We start from the raw sequence: 17231 nt of genomic DNA, 5'->3' as shown, positions 1-17231 counted from the left end.
CGTTATGAACATTCAACAATTAATTGAAAATGCAAAACAATCCCTTAATGCACCACAACATCATCATGCCTTTGATGAAAGCTTTGAGAGTTGCATTAAATGTACCGCTTGTACGGCAGTATGTCCTGTTTCACGTCAAAATCCAAACTATCCAGGTCCAAAACAATCGGGTCCGGATGGTGAGCGTTTACGCTTAAAATCAGCCGAGCTTTATGATGAAGCATTGAAATACTGCACTAACTGTAAACGTTGTGAAATTGCGTGTCCGTCAGATGTAAAAATTGGTGACATTATCGTTCGCGCAAGAAACAAATACCTTGATCAACAACACAAACCAGCCGTGCAAAAATTACGTGATGCGATTTTAAGTAACACCGATATTATGGGGTCACTTAACACGCCGCTAGCCCCAATTGTGAATACGATTACGGGTTTGAAAGCGACGAAGTTTGTGTTGGAAAAAGCGTTAAAAATCAGCCGTCATCGTACGTTACCAAAATATTCCTTTGGTACGTTCCGCAGCTGGTATATGAAAAAAATGGTGGAAAGCCAACAAAAATTCGAACGCAAAGTGGCGTATTATCACGGTTGTTATGTGAACTACAATAATCCACAATTGGGTAAAGAATTTATTCAAGTGTTCAATGCTATGGACATTGGCGTGGTGTTATTGGAAAAAGAAAAATGCTGTGGCTTGCCATTAAGCGTAAACCAATTCCCAGAACGAGCGAAGAAAATCGCTCAATTTAACACTGATTACATCAGCAAAATGGTGGATGAAAATGGCTTAGATGTGATCAGTGAAGCATCGAGTTGTTCCCTAAATTTACGTGATGAATATCATCATATTTTAGGTATCGACAATGCGAAAGTTCGTCCTCATATTCACATGGTGACACCATTCTTATATCAACTCTTTAAAGAAGGTAAAACCTTACCGCTTAAACCATTGAAATTGCGTGTGGCTTATCACACCGCATGTCACGTGGATAAAGCGGGTTGGGCACCATACACCTTGGAAGTGTTAAAACAAATTCCAGGTTTAGAAGTGGTGATGTTGCCATCACAATGTTGTGGTATCGCAGGGACATACGGTTTCAAAGCAGAAAACTACGAGGTTTCCCAATCTATCGGTAAAAACTTATTCGATAACATCAATGCAGGCGGATTTGATTACGTAATCTCTGAATGCCAAACTTGTAAATGGCAGATCGATATGTCATCTAACGTGACTTGTATCCATCCATTAACATTATTGTGTATGTCAATGAATCAAGTTTAGTGAAAAGAGCGGAAACTGATAAAAAAAAGTGACCGCTCTTTTTGTTATTCAATCCAATATGGAGAATTAATTATGCAAAAAATCTTCAAAGTTTCCTTACTTGCTGTGCTTTCATCCCTTGCGGTCAACAGCTTTGCCAGCACGGCAGAAGTGAAAGTGCTTGAGCCTCAATTAAATTACCAACAACTTCTTACTCAAAGACAGGTTGTGGATGAGTTGCTTGAACAAGCAGTGAAAATCCAAAACTCGCCGGCTCGTGTGTCAAATGCAGGTTTTACGGCGAAACTTCCTTCTAATATGGAGCGTATTGCGGATCTTTTATTGGAAGCGTATAAGCTTGAGCCTTATCGTGTGGATTTTTTGTTTGGCGCAGCGAATGCCAATATTTATAACGGTAATACAGATAAAGCCATTGAGCTTTACCAAAAAGTGCTTGATGTGGCGCCAGATGATGTGAAAGCACATACTTACTTGGCAGCATGGAATCGTTTTAAAGGCAACCAAGCGGAAGCGACAAAACATTTAGAACGCTTAAAACAACTTTCCCCAGAAAGCGCAAGCAAATTAGAAAAAGTTTTTGCCGTGATTGATAAAGCGGCTAATCAACCAATTACCGATAAACTCGAAACCAAGTTACCGGCGCAATCGGCGATTATTACATTGGGTTACGCTTTAAATCCAGATGGCAGCATGCATGATATTTTAGTGCAACGTTTAGAGAAAACCTTAGAAATTGCGAATCAAAATCCAGATGCGTTAATTATTGTGACAGGCGGTGTGCCACAAAACAATAAAACCGAAGGGGATTTGATGAAGCAATGGTTGATTGAGAAAGGCATTGATGCAAGCCGTATTTATTCGGATAACTATGCACGTTCAACAGTCGAAAATGCACTTTTCTCTCGTTACTCTTTAGCGAAACACAAAATCAAACATGCCGTGTTAATTAGCTCAGGTAGCCATGTTCGTCGTGGACAAGCGTTATTTGAAATCGCGACGCAAGAATCTGGTCCACAAGGTCTTGTGATTGAAACGGTAGCAGCATTAGATAAACCGTTAGATCAGTTACAAAAAATCACGGAGAAAGACTTACTGGGTATTTATCGTGACAGCTTAAAAACCATGGGATTGCCGATGTTTAATAGTGGACTATTACAAGATTAATCTCTCTCAAAGAACAAAAATGCGGTCAAACTATTTTCTATTTAGAACCGCACTTTTGTTGGTGCTAACGGCAATTATCACAAAATATTATTTTAATATTCTAAGTATTGAACATGTTTTAGTTTCATTTTGATCAATTAACTATATTGCTGTCGATACTTCTCTAAATTATCTTGAAAATGCTGAATGTAGTATTCGATATCTTTTTCTCGGTAGCCAAGAATTCGTCCAATTTCACGTTCCACTTTTGGATCGAAACCATTCACAATGCTTGCAGGAAGTAACACTTCCATTTGTTCAGTGAGTGCAAGAGATTGGGGTAAATAGACAATAAAATCAGTTAAGCAAACATCATTAATATGACGCTGCACCGTTTTTGAATGAAGCATTCCTTGCTCAAGATAAGGGATAAAGGCATCAGGAATACCAAGCTCCTGATTGAATAATGCCACTTGCTTTTCGCCCCTTAACATTAATTCCAGCTCCTTGCCTTCATGCGGCCCAAGAATACCTTTTTTCATAAGCATATTCCTTTTGAAATAAAAAAGGGGATTGGATGATTGACCAGATCCCCTTTATTGTACGCCTATTTGGCCACAATGTTCATCTAAATGACGAAATTATTTTTTCCAATTTTTCAACGCATCGGCAAAGGCATTACCCATTGCACTATTTCCTCTTGGATTGCGATCTTGGCGAGGTGCATTACTTCTTGGTTTGGCACTTAAAGTGCGGTCAGATTTGCCGTCATTTTTGACCGCACTTTCATCTAATCGCATTGTCAACGCAATACGTTTACGTGGCACATCCACTTCTAAGACTTTCACTTTCACGATATCGCCAGTTTTCACCACTTGATGTGGATCTTCTACGAATTTATCGCTTAATGATGAAATATGTACTAAACCGTCTTGGTGAACACCAATATCAACAAATGCGCCGAAGTTAGTCACATTGGTGACGGTACCTTCTAAAATCATACCTGGTTTTAAATCGGTGATTTCTTCCACACCTTCTGCAAATACAGCAGTTTTAAACTCACCACGCGGATCGCGCCCTGGTTTTTCCAACTCTTTGAAAATATCTTGGACGGTCGGTAAACCAAATTGCTCATCAATAAATTGTTTTGCATCAAGCTGACGTACCACACTGGCATTACCCATTAAATCTTGAATAGATTGCGCGGTGGTTTGCAATATTTTTTCGACCACAGGATAAGCTTCTGGGTGAACACCAGAGGCATCAAGTGGATTTTTACCTTCAGCAATACGCATAAAGCCCGCACATTGCTCAAAGGCTTTTGGCCCTAAACGAGGCACTTTTTTCAATTCGCTGCGGCTTTCAAAACGCCCATTTTCATCACGGTATTCCACAATGTTTTGCGCTAAGGTTTTTGTCATACCAGCTACGCGAGCGAGCAATGGCGCGGATGCCGTATTCAAATCCACACCTACTGCGTTTACACAGTCTTCCACCACCGCATCGAGTTTACGCGCAAGTTGAGTTTGGTTTACATCGTGTTGATATTGCCCTACACCAATGGCTTTCGGTTCGATTTTCACTAATTCCGCCAATGGATCTTGTAAACGGCGGGCAATAGATACTGCACCACGTAAAGATACGTCTAAATTCGGGAATTCATTTGCGGCAAATTCAGAGGCGGAATAAACCGATGCGCCCGCTTCACTCACCACAACGGTTTGCGGTTTATTTTCTTTAATTTCTTTAATCACATCTTTCGCAAAACGTTCTGTTTCACGAGAAGCGGTACCGTTACCAATGGCAATTAACGCTACGTTATGTTTGCGGATCAAGCTGAAAATCGCCACTTGCGCTTCAGCTTCACGCCCCGTGTGTGGATAAATGGTGGTGGTATCTAATAATTTACCTGTGTTATCCACCACCGCAACTTTAACACCTGTACGTAAGCCCGGGTCCAAGCCCATAGTACTTTTCGCGCCAGCGGGTGCCGCCATTAAAAGTGCGGTCAGATTTCGGGCGAAAACATCAATAGCTTCCTCTTCCGCTTTTTCACGTAAACTTGCCATTAATTCCGTTTCTAAATGCAACGAAACTTTAATTTTCCATGTCCACGCAATCACTTGCTCACGCCATTTATCCGCAGGCTGACCCGTGAAACGTACATCTAAATAATCACGAATAATCTCTTCACAATAGCTTTGGCGACTTCCCTCTTCCGCATCAGGATCAGCATTTAAGCTTAATTGTAAAATGCCCTCATTACGTCCACGGAACATGGCTAATGCACGGTGAGAAGGCACATTTTTCAATAATTCTTGGTGGTCGAAATAATCTTGGAATTTTGTCCCTTCCGTTTCTTTTCCTTCGATCACTTTCGATACAATAACCGCATTCTTCGCTAAATAATCACGGACTTTCGCTAATAAACCCGCATCTTCAGCAAAACGCTCCATTAAAATATAGCGTGCACCATCAAGCGCGACTTTGGTGTCTGTTACGCCTTTATCAGCATCAACAAAGGAAAGTGCGGTTGATTCTGGATCATTTTTTGGCTCGTTCCAAAGTAAATCAGCTAATGGCTCAAGACCGGCTTCAATCGCAATTTGCCCTTTCGTACGGCGTTTAGGTTTGTACGGCAAATACAAATCTTCTAATTCAGTTTTGCTTTGTGTCGCATGGATTTTGTCACGCAATTCATCGGTCAATTTCCCTTGATCTTCAATAGATTTCAAAATGGTTTGACGACGATCTTCTAATTCACGCAAATAAATTAAACGGGTTTCAAAATGACGAAGTTGAGTGTCATCCAAGCCACCTGTGGCTTCTTTACGATAACGGGCGATAAATGGAATGGTGTTACCATCATCTAATAATTGAATAGCCGCGAGGATTTGTTGGGGTTGAACGGTTAATTCTGCCGCAATAATTTGGCTAATTTGTTGATTTAACATTGTCATACTTCTTTGTTATTAAAGGATTCGATAAAAACGGGAATAGAATACTGGTTTTAGGCAACAGGCTCAAATATAATTCAAAAAAATTTCTTTTATTTTCATTATGGCAAAATCAAATTACATTACTCGTCAAGGCTGGCTTGCACTTGACCAAGAACTTAAATTTTTATGGAAAGAAGAACGCCCTAAAGTCACACAAGCCGTTTCAGATGCCGCCGCGCTTGGTGACCGCAGTGAAAACGCGGAATATATTTATGGCAAACGTCGCTTACGTGAAATTGATCGCCGCGTGCGTTTTCTTTCCAAACGCTTAGAAGTGCTACAAATCGTGGATTACCATCCGAAACAAGAAGGCAAAGTATTTTTCGGTGCGTGGGTTGAGCTAGAAGATGAAGAAGGCGAAGTGAAGCAATATCGCCTTGTCGGCTGCGATGAATTCGATCCTGCTAAAAACTGGATCTCCATTGATTCTCCCGTCGCGCGTGCTTTAATTGGGAAAGGCGTTGATGCTGAAATCCATGTTGAGACCCCCTCTGGCAAAGTCGTGCTCTATGTGAACCGAATTTGGTATGAGAAATAGTAAGCATAGAAAACAAAAGAGCGGTCAGATCAAACTTGACCGCACTTTTTATTCTATCAATCAGACAGATTATGCGTTATCACCAATTAATACAGATTCTAACGCAATCTCAATCATATCATTGAAGGTTAATTGACGTTCTTCTGCAGTGGTTTGCTCGTGTGTACGAATATGATCTGAAACGGTACAAATACAAAGTGCTTTTGCACCATATTCTGCAGCTACACCATAGATACCGGCTGCTTCCATTTCTACGCCTAAGATGCCGTATTTTTCCATCACATCAAACATGTCGAAATCTGGCGTGTAGAATAAGTCTGCAGAGAAGAGATTCCCTACGCGAACTTGTTTACCTTTTTCTTTTGCTGCTTGAACCGCAGCTTGTGCCATATCAAAATCAGCAATTGCAGCAAAATCGTTATCTTTGAAACGAATACGGTTTACTTTTGAATCGGTACATGCACCAAGGCCGATGATGACATCACGTACTTTAACATCCATACGTACAGCGCCACAAGAACCAACACGGATGATTTTCTTCACACCGTATTCAGTAATTAATTCTTTCGCATAAATTGAGCAAGATGGGATACCCATACCGTGACCCATAACAGAGATACGACGACCTTTATAAGTACCGGTATAACCCAACATATTGCGAACGTTAGTCACTTCTTTCGCATCTTCTAAGAATGTTTCCGCAATATATTTTGCACGAAGCGGATCGCCTGGCATTAATACAACATCTGCAAATGCGCCTTCAGGAGCGTTAATATGTGGAGTCATTGTTTTTTCCTCTTATTGATAAATAAAAAATCATTTAAGCAAACGTTTTCGCCTGCTTTAAAGTACAACACCACGAACAATTCGTGGTGTTGAGAGATAAAGTGCGGTCAAATTTCACCACAGTTTAATTACATTGCTACGCCGCTTAACTCGATGAATAAACCTGCGATAGTTGCACTCATTAAGTTAGCTAATGTACCTGCAACAACTGCTTTTAAACCTAAGCGAGCCACATCACCACGACGATTTGGTGCCATACCACCGATACCACCGATTAAGATTGCGATAGAGCTGAAGTTAGCGAAACCACATAATGCGAAAGTAATGATGGCTTTGGTTTTTTCACTTAATACTACCGCTGTATCTGGTTGTAAATATTTCGCGAACTCTAAGTAACCTACGAATTCGTTCACGGCTAATTTCATACCAATCATTTGACCCGCAATTGCAGATTCATCCCAAGATACACCGATTAAGTAGGCTAATGGTTTGAAGATCCAACCAAAGATTGATTGTAACGTTAAATCACCGTAACCGAACCAACCGCCTACGCCACCTAAGATACCATTAATTAAAGCGATTAAACCCACGAAAGCGATTAACATCGCACCTACGTTTAACGCTAATTGCATACCGGCACTCGCACCGCCTGCCATTGCTTCAAGCACGTTAGTCGGTTTTTCGCTATCATCCGTTTCAGGTTGTTTATCGGTAAATTGTTCAGTTTGTGGGAATAAAATTTTCGCAAATAATAAACCTGCTGGTGCAGCCATGAAAGAGGCGGCAATTAAGTAAGTCAACGGCACGCCCATTCCTGCATAACCCGCCATCACTGAACCCGCGATAGAAGCTGTACCACCCGCCATAATAGCGAACAATTCAGATTGGGTCATGTTTTTAATGTAAGGACGAACCACTAACGGTGCTTCAGTTTGGCCAACGAAAATATTCGCTGCTGCAGACATTGATTCTGCTTTAGATGTGCCCAATGCGGCTTGCAATGCACCGCCAATCACTTTGATGACAACTTGCATAATGCCTAAGTAATAAAGCACAGAAATTAAACCGGAGAAAAAGACGATGATTGGTAACACTTTCACCGCAAAGATAAAGCCGACATTTGAAGGATCTGCTAGTCCACCAAAGATGAAGTTAATCCCTTCATTACCATAGGCAATAACATTTGACACTCCATTTGCTGTCGCTTGTAATGCATCACGGCCAAACGGTACATACAAAATAAGGGCCGCAAATCCGATTTGGATCGCCAAAGCCCCTAATACAGTGCGTAAATTAATCGCCTTACGATTATTAGAAAATAAGACGGCAATGATCAGTAATACGACAATGCCTAAAATGCTACTTAAAATGCCCATTTTTCCCTCTAGATTGGTTCTATAAGTAAGTGAATAAAATTATCCCATTTTACTTGTTTTTCAGTAAAAAGTTGGAATATTTTTGATACTTTTCGATATGTTTGCTTATAAAATGGTCACAATTTTGGTCAAGCCACAAAATTTTGCATATTTTTCAAGCGCTTGTGTCTGTTCAACGGTTGGAACATAAGGGGTGAGTCCTTCGGCGTCTCGCGCACCTTTTGTGTGCATTCGGATAATTTTGAACAAAACATCCGGATAATTTTTCAATAAGGAAGCGACTTTTTCCACCAACTTTTCTACATCAAAAAAATTTGCCACATAAACTAATCGCACTTCTTCCACTTTATTTAATGGCAATAATTGTGCCAAGTTCTTCAAATTGCGATCTAAATTTTCTTGCTTGATATGTTGATGAGTAGGAATGATGTTTTGAGGGACAATGCCTTGGCGATTTTGTCTATCAAAGCACAAACTTTGTAAGCCAAGCCCTTCTCCTTTCAGGTCAAAGAGAAATTTGTCTGTCACATCAATTAAAGGTCGAATTGCTTCAAACTCAAAGAAACCACTGCTATCTAAATAGCAAGTTAGCCCTTCCTCACGTAGTTTTTGAAACAATGGAACGAGCTTTTTGTGGTGAATGGTGGGTTCTCCGCCTGAAACCGTCACACCACGAATGAAAGGCACAGCCTCCATCACTTGTTCATACAAATATTGTAAACTGACTTGATTAGCCCCTTCGGCATAACGAGGAATCGTTTCTGGATTATGGCAATAAAGGCAGTTTAGCTTACAGCCTTGTAAGAAAATACTGGTACGATTCCCCTGCCCTTCTACATTAGAAAAAGGAATAATACGATGCAGGGGAACATAAATATCAGAAAGTGCAGTCACAAAAAACGCTGTTTTCTAGAGTAAGTCATCACTTACGAAAGTTTCATTTGGAAAATCACTAATTCCGCTTGGCAGCAAAATGTGAAAACCGCTTTAAGCACATATCCTTCTTCAACCTGTTGAATTTCAGACTGAATTTGGCAAGGCTCACTTTCGATATCACGCGCTTTTAACGTGAAATATTCCAATGCACCTTCCGCATCTTGACGAGTGGCGTAAAACTGTTCGATAGGTAAACTACAATCGCTGTTATCAAACAATGATTTCATATCGAAAGTATTACAACCTACACATTCAATTGGTTTTTCAGTTTGAATAGCCATATTTTTCTCCTTATCTAAAAAAGCCGTGACATAACACGGCTTATTAAGTTTAAAATTATTTTACTGCAACAAAGCCTACAGCTTCGTACACTTTGTCAAGGGTTGCTTTTGCTCTTACACGGGCTTTTTCCGCACCTTGACGTAAAATTTCGTCTAAAAGTGCTTCATCGTTACGATATTGATAGAAACGTTCTTGTAAACCGGCAAGTAAGTTTGACACTTCGTCAGCCACCGCTGTTTTTAAGTGGCCGTACATTTTGCCTTCAAATTCTTTTTCAAGCTCTGCCACGGATTTATCGGTTACTGCAGAAAGAATATCTAATAAGTTAGATACGCCAGCTTTATTTTGCACATCATAACGTACAACAGGTGGCTCATCAGAATCTGTTACCGCACGTTTGATTTTTTTCGCTACCGATTTTGGATCTTCAAGCAAGGTCACCACGTTATTACGGTTATCATCTGATTTTGACATTTTTTTGTCAGGATCTTGCAAAGACATAATACGCGCGCCTGCTTTGCCTAAGAAGATTTCAGGGATCGTGAAAATATCACCGTAAAGGGCATTAAAACGAGCCGCAATATCACGGGTGATTTCTAAATGTTGTTTTTGGTCATCCCCTACCGGTACGCTTTTCGCTTGGTAAAGTAAGATATCTGCCGCCATTAAAACTGGATAATCAAATAAACCCACGTTAATATTTTCGGCATAACGTGCTGATTTATCTTTGAATTGAGTCATACGGCTCATCTCGCCGAAATAGGTATAACAGTTCAACACCCAGCTTAGTTGAGTATGCTCTGGTACATGAGATTGTACGAAGATCGTGCTTTTATTCGGATCAATGCCACAAGCCAAGTAAAGGGCAAGTACATCAAGCGTGGCTTTGCGAAGTGCTGCAGAATCTTGACGTACAGTGATGGCGTGTAAATCCACCACGCAGAAAATACACTCATAATCTTCTTGCATTTTCACCCAGTTGCGAAGTGCGCCTAAATAATTCCCGATAGTTAATTCGCCGGAAGGCTGCACGCCACTGAATACAATTGGTTTTGTCATTGGTTATCCTTTCATTCTGTAAACTGAATTGGCGCTATGATAACAAAAGATAGGGCGTTTTTTAATGATTGAGTTCAAAACAATGTGTAAAAATGCTATATTACGCCCAAAATTTCTACAGCTTACAATCTATAGTCCCAATGAAAAATTATAATGATATGGCTCTGGCACTTGCCGGTGTTTGTCAATCTGTCTTATTAATCAGTCAATTAGCACAAAAAGGCGAAGTTGATCATCAAGATGCATTCCAAACTACCATTCATTCTCTTCTCATCACTCAACCTGAAAATACATTAGCCGTATTTGGCGGTGATGTTCAACATCTTAAAGTGGGATTAAACACACTTATCGAGCAACTCACTCAATTAAACGACAAAAATTTGTTGAATTATTGGGGCAGCCTGTTAGCGTTAGAGAGCAAATTAAACAAGCAACCTGAAATCAAACAAGAACTTGGTCGCCGTATTGCTCGTTTACCAGAACAACTTTCTTATCACAACAATCAATTTGATGATGAGATGTTTTCAATCATGGCAAACATTTATGTCGATACAATTAGCCCTTTAGGCAAACGCATTCATATTATTGGTTCGGCATATCATTTACAGCAACAAAATGTGCAAGACAAAATTCGTGCGTGTTTGCTAGCCGGCATTCGCTCTGCCGTCTTGTGGCGTCAGGTCGGTGGCAGCAAATGGCAACTGTTGTTTCATCGTAAAAAATTAGTGCAAGCGGCACGACAACTCTACTCAACTTTAAATTAATCCTTGGAGAACTCTTATGCAACTTTCCGCATTAACCGCTCTTTCCCCGATTGACGGTCGTTATCAAGATAAAGCCACCGCATTACGTGGTATTTTCAGTGAATTTGGCTTGCTCAAATTCCGTGTCACCGTGGAAGTACGTTGGTTACAAAAATTGGCGGCGACCGCTGAAATCCAAGAAGTTTCTTCTTTATCTAAAGAAGCAAACGATTACCTTAATAAAATTGTGGAAGAATTCAGTCTTCAAGATGCTGAACGTATCAAAGAAATTGAGCGCACCACGAATCATGACGTAAAAGCGGTTGAGTATTTCTTAAAAGAAAAAAGTGAAGCCTTACCAGAGTTAGCCAAAGTCTCTGAATTTATTCACTTTGCTTGTACCTCTGAAGACATTAATAACCTTTCTCACGCTTTAATGTTAAAAACAGCACGTGAAGAAGTCCTCTTACCTGAATGGCAAAAACTGATTGATGAAATCACCTGTTTAGCGAACGAATACAAAACCATTCCATTACTTTCTCGTACACACGGCCAACCTGCCTCACCAAGTACTGTGGGTAAAGAAATGGCGAACGTGGTTTACCGTTTAAAACGCCAATTCAAACAACTCCAACAAAATGAAATCTTAGGGAAAATTAATGGTGCTGTGGGTAACTACAATGCGCATTTATCGGCTTATCCAAATATCAACTGGCACAAATTTAGCGAAGAGTTTGTCACCTCATTAGGTTTAGATTGGAACCCATACACCACGCAAATTGAACCTCACGATTACATTGCTGAATACTTTGATGCCGTGGTACGTTTTAATACCATCATCATCGACTTCGACCGTGATTTATGGGGCTACATTGCATTAAATCACTTTAAACAACGCACTATCGCGGGTGAAATTGGTTCATCTACCATGCCACACAAAGTGAATCCAATTGACTTCGAAAACTCAGAAGGTAACTTAGGTTTAGCCAATGCTGTGATGACTCACCTTGGTCAAAAATTACCGATTTCTCGCTGGCAACGTGATTTAACCGACTCTACTGTATTGCGTAACTTAGGTGTGGGTTTAGGTTATTGTTTAATTGCGTATGCTTCAACCCGTAAAGGTATCAGCAAATTAGAAGTGAACGAACAACATCTCCGTGATGAACTCAACCAAAACTGGGAAGTTTTAGCTGAGCCAATTCAAACGGTGATGCGTCGCTATGGTATTGAAAAACCATACGAAAAATTAAAAGAACTCACTCGTGGTAAACGCGTTGATGAAAAAGCAATGCGTGAATTCATCGAAAAACTGGATATTCCAGCTGATGAAAAAGCACGTTTACAACAACTCACCCCTGCCACCTACATCGGTGCAGCCATTGAGTTAGTAGAAAAACTTTAAGAAATAAAAGGGCGTTTTATAATGCCTTTAAAAAATCAAAGTGCGGTCATTTTGAACTGACCTCAAAAAGTTGGACTGTTATTTAAAGGATTGTTTTCGATATTGTATCGGACTCAATCCTTTTAATTTTAGTTGAATCCGTCGATGATTCAAATGATCCCTTGCTTCGGTATTAAACGTTGGATTTTCTTATAATTGATACCTGGTAAACAAGCGTAAACCCATCGGTAACCATAATTAGGGTGCTTTGCTTTAATCTGGATATTGTAAAAGGAACGGCTTCTCGAATGCTCATTTTTCCTTTTAGGATAGGTTGAAGAACCTGTAATTTAAATGCTATTGTGTTGTGTTTACCCATAAAAAATCTGCACCTCAATTGTTGGTTGTTTAGTCCAACTGTTGGGGTGCAGATCAATTTCACCGCACTTTTTCTTTATGAGATTAAGCTTATGCGAACTGACGTACTTCGCCGTTACCCGCTACGTTTTCCACACAACGTGGACAAAGTGTAGGATGTTCAGGATTCACGCCGATTTTGTCAGAATAATGCCAACAACGTGGGCATTTTTCACCGTTAGAACGTGCTACGCTTACCGCAATTCCCTCTAACTCACCCACAGCCACATCCGCAGGTTTGTCTGCTAATGCTTTCACTTCTGCTTTTGAGGTAATTAACACGAAACGTAATTCATTGCCTAATTGTTCTAACAATGCACGATATTCATCGTTAGCATAAACCGTTACTTCTGCTTCTAAACCACCACCGATCACTTTATCGTTACGCGCGATTTCTAATACACGGTTCACTTCAGAACGAACTTTAATCAGCTGTTGCCAGTAAGCATCATCTAATTTTTCATTCTCACCTAAGCCAAATAAGCCTTCATAGAATTCTTCAGTAAAGACGAATTCTGCACGTGCAGTCGCGGTTTGTGGTAAGTAACCCCAAATTTCATCTGCTGTGAATGACAGGATTGGTGCCATCCAACGCACTAAAGCTTCTGCAATGTGCCATAACGCTGTTTGGCAGCTACGACGCGCAAGGCTGTCTGCTTTGGTGGTATATTGGCGGTCTTTAATAATATCAAGGTAGAACGAGCCCATCTCCACAGAACAGAAACGCATTAAACGTTGTACTACTGTGTGGAATTGGTAGTTATCGTACGCGTCTTTAATTTCTTTTTGTGCATCTAAGGCACAAGCTACCGCCCAACGATCCAAGCTAATCATGTCTTCCGGTTTAACCGCATCACGTTGCGGATCAAAACCATTTAAGTTCGCTAATAAGAAACGTGCGGTGTTACGAATTCGACGATAGCTATCCGCTGCACGTTTTAAGATCTCATCAGAAACGGTCATTTCACCGGTATAGTCGGTAGATGCCACCCATAAACGTAAAATGTCACCACCAAATTTATCCATGACTTCTTGTGGTGTCACGATGTTACCGATAGATTTTGACATCTTACGGCCTTGACCATCCACGGTGAAACCATGGGTTAATACTTGTTTGTATGGTGCTTTGCTGTCTGTTGCCGTAGAAAGCATTAAAGAAGACATAAACCAACCACGGTGTTGATCAGAACCTTCTAAATACATATCGATATCGTGACCGTTAAATTCTGGACGATTCGCCACAACAGAAGAATAGGTTGATCCTGAGTCAAACCACACGTCAAGAGTATCAGGCACTTTTCGATAGGTTTCTGCATCCGCACCTAATAATTCTTTTTCGTCTAAATCCCACCATGCTTGAATACCGGCTTTCTCTACACGTTTCGCCACTTCTTCAAGTAACTCTAAGGTACGCGGATGAAGTTCTTCGGTTTCTTTGTGCACGAATAAGGTCATCGGCACGCCCCAAGTACGTTGACGGGAAATACACCAGTCAGGGCGGTTTTCAACCATTTTCTCGATACGTGCTTGACCCCAATCTGGAATCCAGCGAACTTGTTTGATTTCGCCTAATGCTTGTTGGCGTAAACCCTGTGTTTCCATGCCGATAAACCATTGCGGAGTCGCACGGAAAATAATCGGGGTTTTGTGACGCCAGCAGTGTGGGTAGCTGTGTTTGATTTTCTCAACTTTTAATAAGTTGCCCACTTCTTGTAATTTTTCAACAACCAATGGATTGGCTTCAAATACACCTTTGCCTGCAAAGAATTCAGTTGTTGAAATAAATTTACCGTCATTAGATACAAGACCCGCCATCGGTAAATCATATTGTTTACCCACGACAAAGTCGTCTAAACCGTGATCTGGTGCGGTATGTACTAAACCCGTACCACCATCAGTGGTCACGTGATCACCTAAAATCACTGGCACCGTGAAATCATAGAACGGATGGTTAAAGCGTACTAACTCAAGTGCTTGACCTTTTACTGAACCTAAAATTTCAACTTGTTCTACGCCCACGGCTTTCGCCACAGACTCCACTAATTCAGCGGCTAAGATCACGCGCTCATCGCCAAGCTGTACTAAGTTGTATTCTAAGTCTGCATTTACCGCAATCGCACGGTTAGATGGCATTGTCCAAGGTGTGGTTGTCCAAATCACCGCAGATAATTTGCCATAGCCTTTGCCTACTGCGTTAAATTTCTCTTCAATTTCAACCGCACTTACTGCTGGGAAACGAACATAGATAGACGGAGAAACTTTGTCTTCATATTCCACTTCTGCTTCTGCTAAAGAAGAGCCACAATCCAAACACCAGTGCACTGGTTTTGAACCTTTGTATAAGTGGCCATTCGCAATCACTTTACCGAGTGTACGGATGATGTTTGCTTCGGTGTCGAAGTTCATCGTTAAATAAGGATTATCCCAATCGCCCAACACACCTAAACGGATAAAGTCTTTTTTCTGCCCTTCTACTTGTTCTGCGGCATATTCACGACATTTTTGACGGAATTCAGCTGCCGTAATTTTCTCGTTTGGTTTGCCCACTAAACCTTCTACTTTTAATTCAATTGGCAAGCCATGACAGTCCCAACCTGGGATATAAGGCGAGTCAAAACCTAATGCAGTTTTAGATTTAACAATAATATCTTTCAGAATTTTATTAACGGCGTGACCGATATGAATATTGCCGTTCGCATACGGAGGGCCATCGTGCAAAATAAAGGATTTTTTACCTTTCGTCGCTTGGCGGATTTTTTGATACAACTGTTTGTCATACCAATTTTTTAACATTACAGGTTCGCGTTTGGCTAAATCGCCACGCATAGGGAAACCTGTTTCAGGTAAATTTAACGTGTTTTTGTAATCAACTGTCATGTTATTTTCCAATTTTTAAATTAAATTTAAGCAACTTTTTGTGGTTTATGTGTGACATCTCCACGTCCCGCAAGTAAACCACCGATAGAGATATCTTCATCAAGACAATCCCAATGAATGCCTCTACGGCTCAGTTCATAGTTTTCCAATTCACTTTGGGTTGCATGTAATAATTTCGGAAACCACACCAAGGGTACACCTAAAATACGTGCATCATTTAACTCCACCCACATAGTGTTTTCATCAAAGCGAATGCTTTTAGCTGAAATAGTCATATCACGCCTCCGTGAATTGCATTCTATGTGTTTCAACAATAACAAAAATTTCTTTTAATTCTTTTGAATTAAATCCATCGTTTCTTGCTAAAGAAATATTGGGTTCCAACCAAAATTTTGCTTCAGACTCCGCATTGCACACATGAATATGCGCAGGTTCAAGAGGATTTCCTTCATTACGGGCAATTGCATCCAATGCTTGTTCGGTAATTTGTTCTAGGTTTTGCATGCCTTCCTCTAAATTCAATTATGCTGTGAAAAATACTGTTAATGATAATACTAAGTGCCTTAAAAATCACGTTTTTATTGGTGTTTTTTGTGTTTTAATGATGGTCAAGTCCATTAGGCTTTAACCTTTAGTGAAGTGATAAGAAAGAAAGGAAATTGGCATTAATACCATCGTGTCATTATAAACAGTGTTTCTTCCATTTTCTTATTTTTGTTCTAAAGCTCGTAAAGGGGGCAACCGTATTCACATGAATAAATTGAGATACTGTCCATTTGGCATTTTTAGTGGCATTATCCGCCCACTTTCGTTGATGTTGGGAAAAAAGCACTTCATCACTCATGGTATCAATTAGATAATAAATTGTTTCTATATTATGTGCTAATCGACTTTTTAATTCGGCTAAGGACAAATGTGCATAAGTTTGATTAAACCATTGATAAAGTTCACTTAATTGATTCCACTTGAAGTGTTCAGAAGGGGTTTTAACAAGCAATCCCTTTCGTTCATCTTGTTCCCAGCTGATCAATAAACTTGTCCAACCAACTTGATAAGCTAAGTTTTGCACAGGTGTTCGCTCAACCTCTGTACATACTGTCTCTTTTAAATCTTCCGGAATGGTTTCAAATTCTGACAAATATTTCTCATACGTTTGTTGTATCGCATTTTTTAAAGCCGTTTTACTCGTATAATGACGCATAAAAATCTCCTCGTGTATCAATAACACCTTACTCTTTAGCCGACGCCACTAATAACTCTGCTAACGGGATTCTCTCAAAAAATTGACCGCACCTTGGCAATGATTGAATATCAAACACCTGTCCTTGATAGTCAAATTGTAAACGATAAGCATGTAAATAAGTGCAGTCTATTTCTGCAGAGTAAAAGAAAAAAACATAGCCTCTAAA

At 40.2% G+C, this 17231-nt stretch carries 17 protein-coding genes and 1 pseudogene; 5 read left to right on the top strand and 13 right to left on the bottom strand.

Features of this window, described 5'->3' with window-relative positions; genetic code table 11:
* Positions 1–4: 4 nt before the first annotated feature.
* Together glpC and ACXVWP_RS04675 are read left to right on the top strand one after the other, a co-directional pair.
* Positions 5–1282 (top strand): anaerobic glycerol-3-phosphate dehydrogenase subunit GlpC, encoded by a 1278-nt coding sequence (glpC, locus tag ACXVWP_RS04680; protein WP_289902497.1) that lies wholly within the window; start codon positions 5–7, stop codon positions 1280–1282.
* A gap of 72 nt (positions 1283–1354) precedes the next feature.
* Positions 1355–2446, top strand: a complete 1092-nt coding sequence (locus ACXVWP_RS04675) for an ElyC/SanA/YdcF family protein (protein WP_289902496.1) — start codon at positions 1355–1357, stop codon at positions 2444–2446.
* A 137-nt stretch (positions 2447–2583) separates the two neighbouring features.
* On the opposite strand, the gene ACXVWP_RS04670 is transcribed toward ACXVWP_RS04675, so the two are convergent.
* Positions 2584–2967, bottom strand: a complete 384-nt coding sequence (locus tag ACXVWP_RS04670) for a hypothetical protein (RefSeq protein ID WP_369866742.1) — start codon at positions 2965–2967, stop codon at positions 2584–2586.
* A gap of 99 nt (positions 2968–3066) precedes the next feature.
* On the bottom strand, positions 3067–5379 hold the full coding sequence (locus ACXVWP_RS04665) for a Tex family protein (protein ID WP_458473269.1): 2313 nt from the start codon (positions 5377–5379) through the stop codon (positions 3067–3069).
* Positions 5380–5485: 106 nt separating this feature from the next.
* Between ACXVWP_RS04665 and greB the strand changes: the two genes are divergently transcribed.
* Positions 5486–5962, top strand: a complete 477-nt coding sequence (gene greB, locus ACXVWP_RS04660; RefSeq protein ID WP_289902494.1) for a transcription elongation factor GreB — start codon at positions 5486–5488, stop codon at positions 5960–5962.
* 69 nt (positions 5963–6031) lie between these two features.
* On the opposite strand, the gene deoD is transcribed toward greB, so the two are convergent.
* The 5 genes from deoD to trpS all read right to left on the bottom strand — a co-directional run bounded on the left by deoD (position 6032) and on the right by trpS (position 10401).
* Complete coding sequence (deoD, locus tag ACXVWP_RS04655; protein ID WP_049362431.1) at positions 6032–6748, bottom strand: purine-nucleoside phosphorylase; 717 nt, start codon at positions 6746–6748, stop codon at positions 6032–6034.
* Positions 6749–6876: 128 nt separating this feature from the next.
* Complete coding sequence (locus tag ACXVWP_RS04650; RefSeq protein ID WP_289902493.1) at positions 6877–8124, bottom strand: NupC/NupG family nucleoside CNT transporter; 1248 nt, start codon at positions 8122–8124, stop codon at positions 6877–6879.
* A 105-nt stretch (positions 8125–8229) separates the two neighbouring features.
* Positions 8230–9018 carry a 4Fe-4S cluster-binding domain-containing protein gene (locus ACXVWP_RS04645; RefSeq protein ID WP_289902492.1) on the bottom strand — a complete coding sequence of 263 codons (789 nt, stop codon included), beginning with the start codon at positions 9016–9018 and terminating at the stop codon, positions 8230–8232.
* A gap of 32 nt (positions 9019–9050) precedes the next feature.
* Positions 9051–9341 carry a YfcZ/YiiS family protein gene (locus ACXVWP_RS04640; RefSeq protein ID WP_065243613.1) on the bottom strand — a complete coding sequence of 97 codons (291 nt, stop codon included), beginning with the start codon at positions 9339–9341 and terminating at the stop codon, positions 9051–9053.
* Between the two features lie 55 nt (positions 9342–9396).
* Positions 9397–10401 (bottom strand): tryptophan--tRNA ligase, encoded by a 1005-nt coding sequence (gene trpS / locus ACXVWP_RS04635; protein ID WP_369866741.1) that lies wholly within the window; start codon positions 10399–10401, stop codon positions 9397–9399.
* A gap of 140 nt (positions 10402–10541) precedes the next feature.
* On the opposite strand from trpS, the gene hflD reads away from it, so the two are divergent.
* Both hflD and purB read left to right on the top strand, forming a co-directional pair.
* Positions 10542–11165 carry a high frequency lysogenization protein HflD gene (hflD, locus tag ACXVWP_RS04630; RefSeq protein WP_289902490.1) on the top strand — a complete coding sequence of 208 codons (624 nt, stop codon included), beginning with the start codon at positions 10542–10544 and terminating at the stop codon, positions 11163–11165.
* A 16-nt stretch (positions 11166–11181) separates the two neighbouring features.
* Positions 11182–12549 carry an adenylosuccinate lyase gene (purB, locus tag ACXVWP_RS04625; RefSeq protein ID WP_369866740.1) on the top strand — a complete coding sequence of 456 codons (1368 nt, stop codon included), beginning with the start codon at positions 11182–11184 and terminating at the stop codon, positions 12547–12549.
* A 78-nt stretch (positions 12550–12627) separates the two neighbouring features.
* Here the strand turns inward: purB and ACXVWP_RS04620 are convergent, their stop codons facing one another.
* The 6 genes and pseudogenes from ACXVWP_RS04620 to ACXVWP_RS04595 form a co-directional block, all read right to left on the bottom strand.
* Positions 12628–12702, bottom strand: coding sequence for an IS3 family transposase (locus ACXVWP_RS04620; protein ID WP_354669545.1), 75 nt, complete (start codon positions 12700–12702; stop codon positions 12628–12630).
* Positions 12703–12996: 294 nt separating this feature from the next.
* Positions 12997–15822 (bottom strand): isoleucine--tRNA ligase, encoded by a 2826-nt coding sequence (ileS, locus tag ACXVWP_RS04615; RefSeq protein ID WP_369866739.1) that lies wholly within the window; start codon positions 15820–15822, stop codon positions 12997–12999.
* A gap of 26 nt (positions 15823–15848) precedes the next feature.
* Positions 15849–16097 carry a DUF2442 domain-containing protein gene (locus ACXVWP_RS04610; protein WP_112082688.1) on the bottom strand — a complete coding sequence of 83 codons (249 nt, stop codon included), beginning with the start codon at positions 16095–16097 and terminating at the stop codon, positions 15849–15851.
* A 1-nt stretch (position 16098) separates the two neighbouring features.
* On the bottom strand, positions 16099–16326 hold the full coding sequence (locus ACXVWP_RS04605; RefSeq protein WP_112082689.1) for a DUF4160 domain-containing protein: 228 nt from the start codon (positions 16324–16326) through the stop codon (positions 16099–16101).
* 178 nt (positions 16327–16504) lie between these two features.
* Positions 16505–17023 (bottom strand): ClbS/DfsB family four-helix bundle protein, encoded by a 519-nt coding sequence (locus tag ACXVWP_RS04600; protein WP_112082690.1) that lies wholly within the window; start codon positions 17021–17023, stop codon positions 16505–16507.
* 28 nt (positions 17024–17051) lie between these two features.
* A pseudogene (locus ACXVWP_RS04595) lies at positions 17052–17204 on the bottom strand (RNA pseudouridine synthase); the annotation flags it as partial.
* Positions 17205–17231: the final 27 nt, after the last annotated feature.

Source organism: Haemophilus sp. SZY H56 (assembly GCF_054332415.1).
The sequence above is the reverse complement of the archived record's forward strand: the minus strand, read 5'-3'. Positions and strand labels throughout refer to the sequence as shown.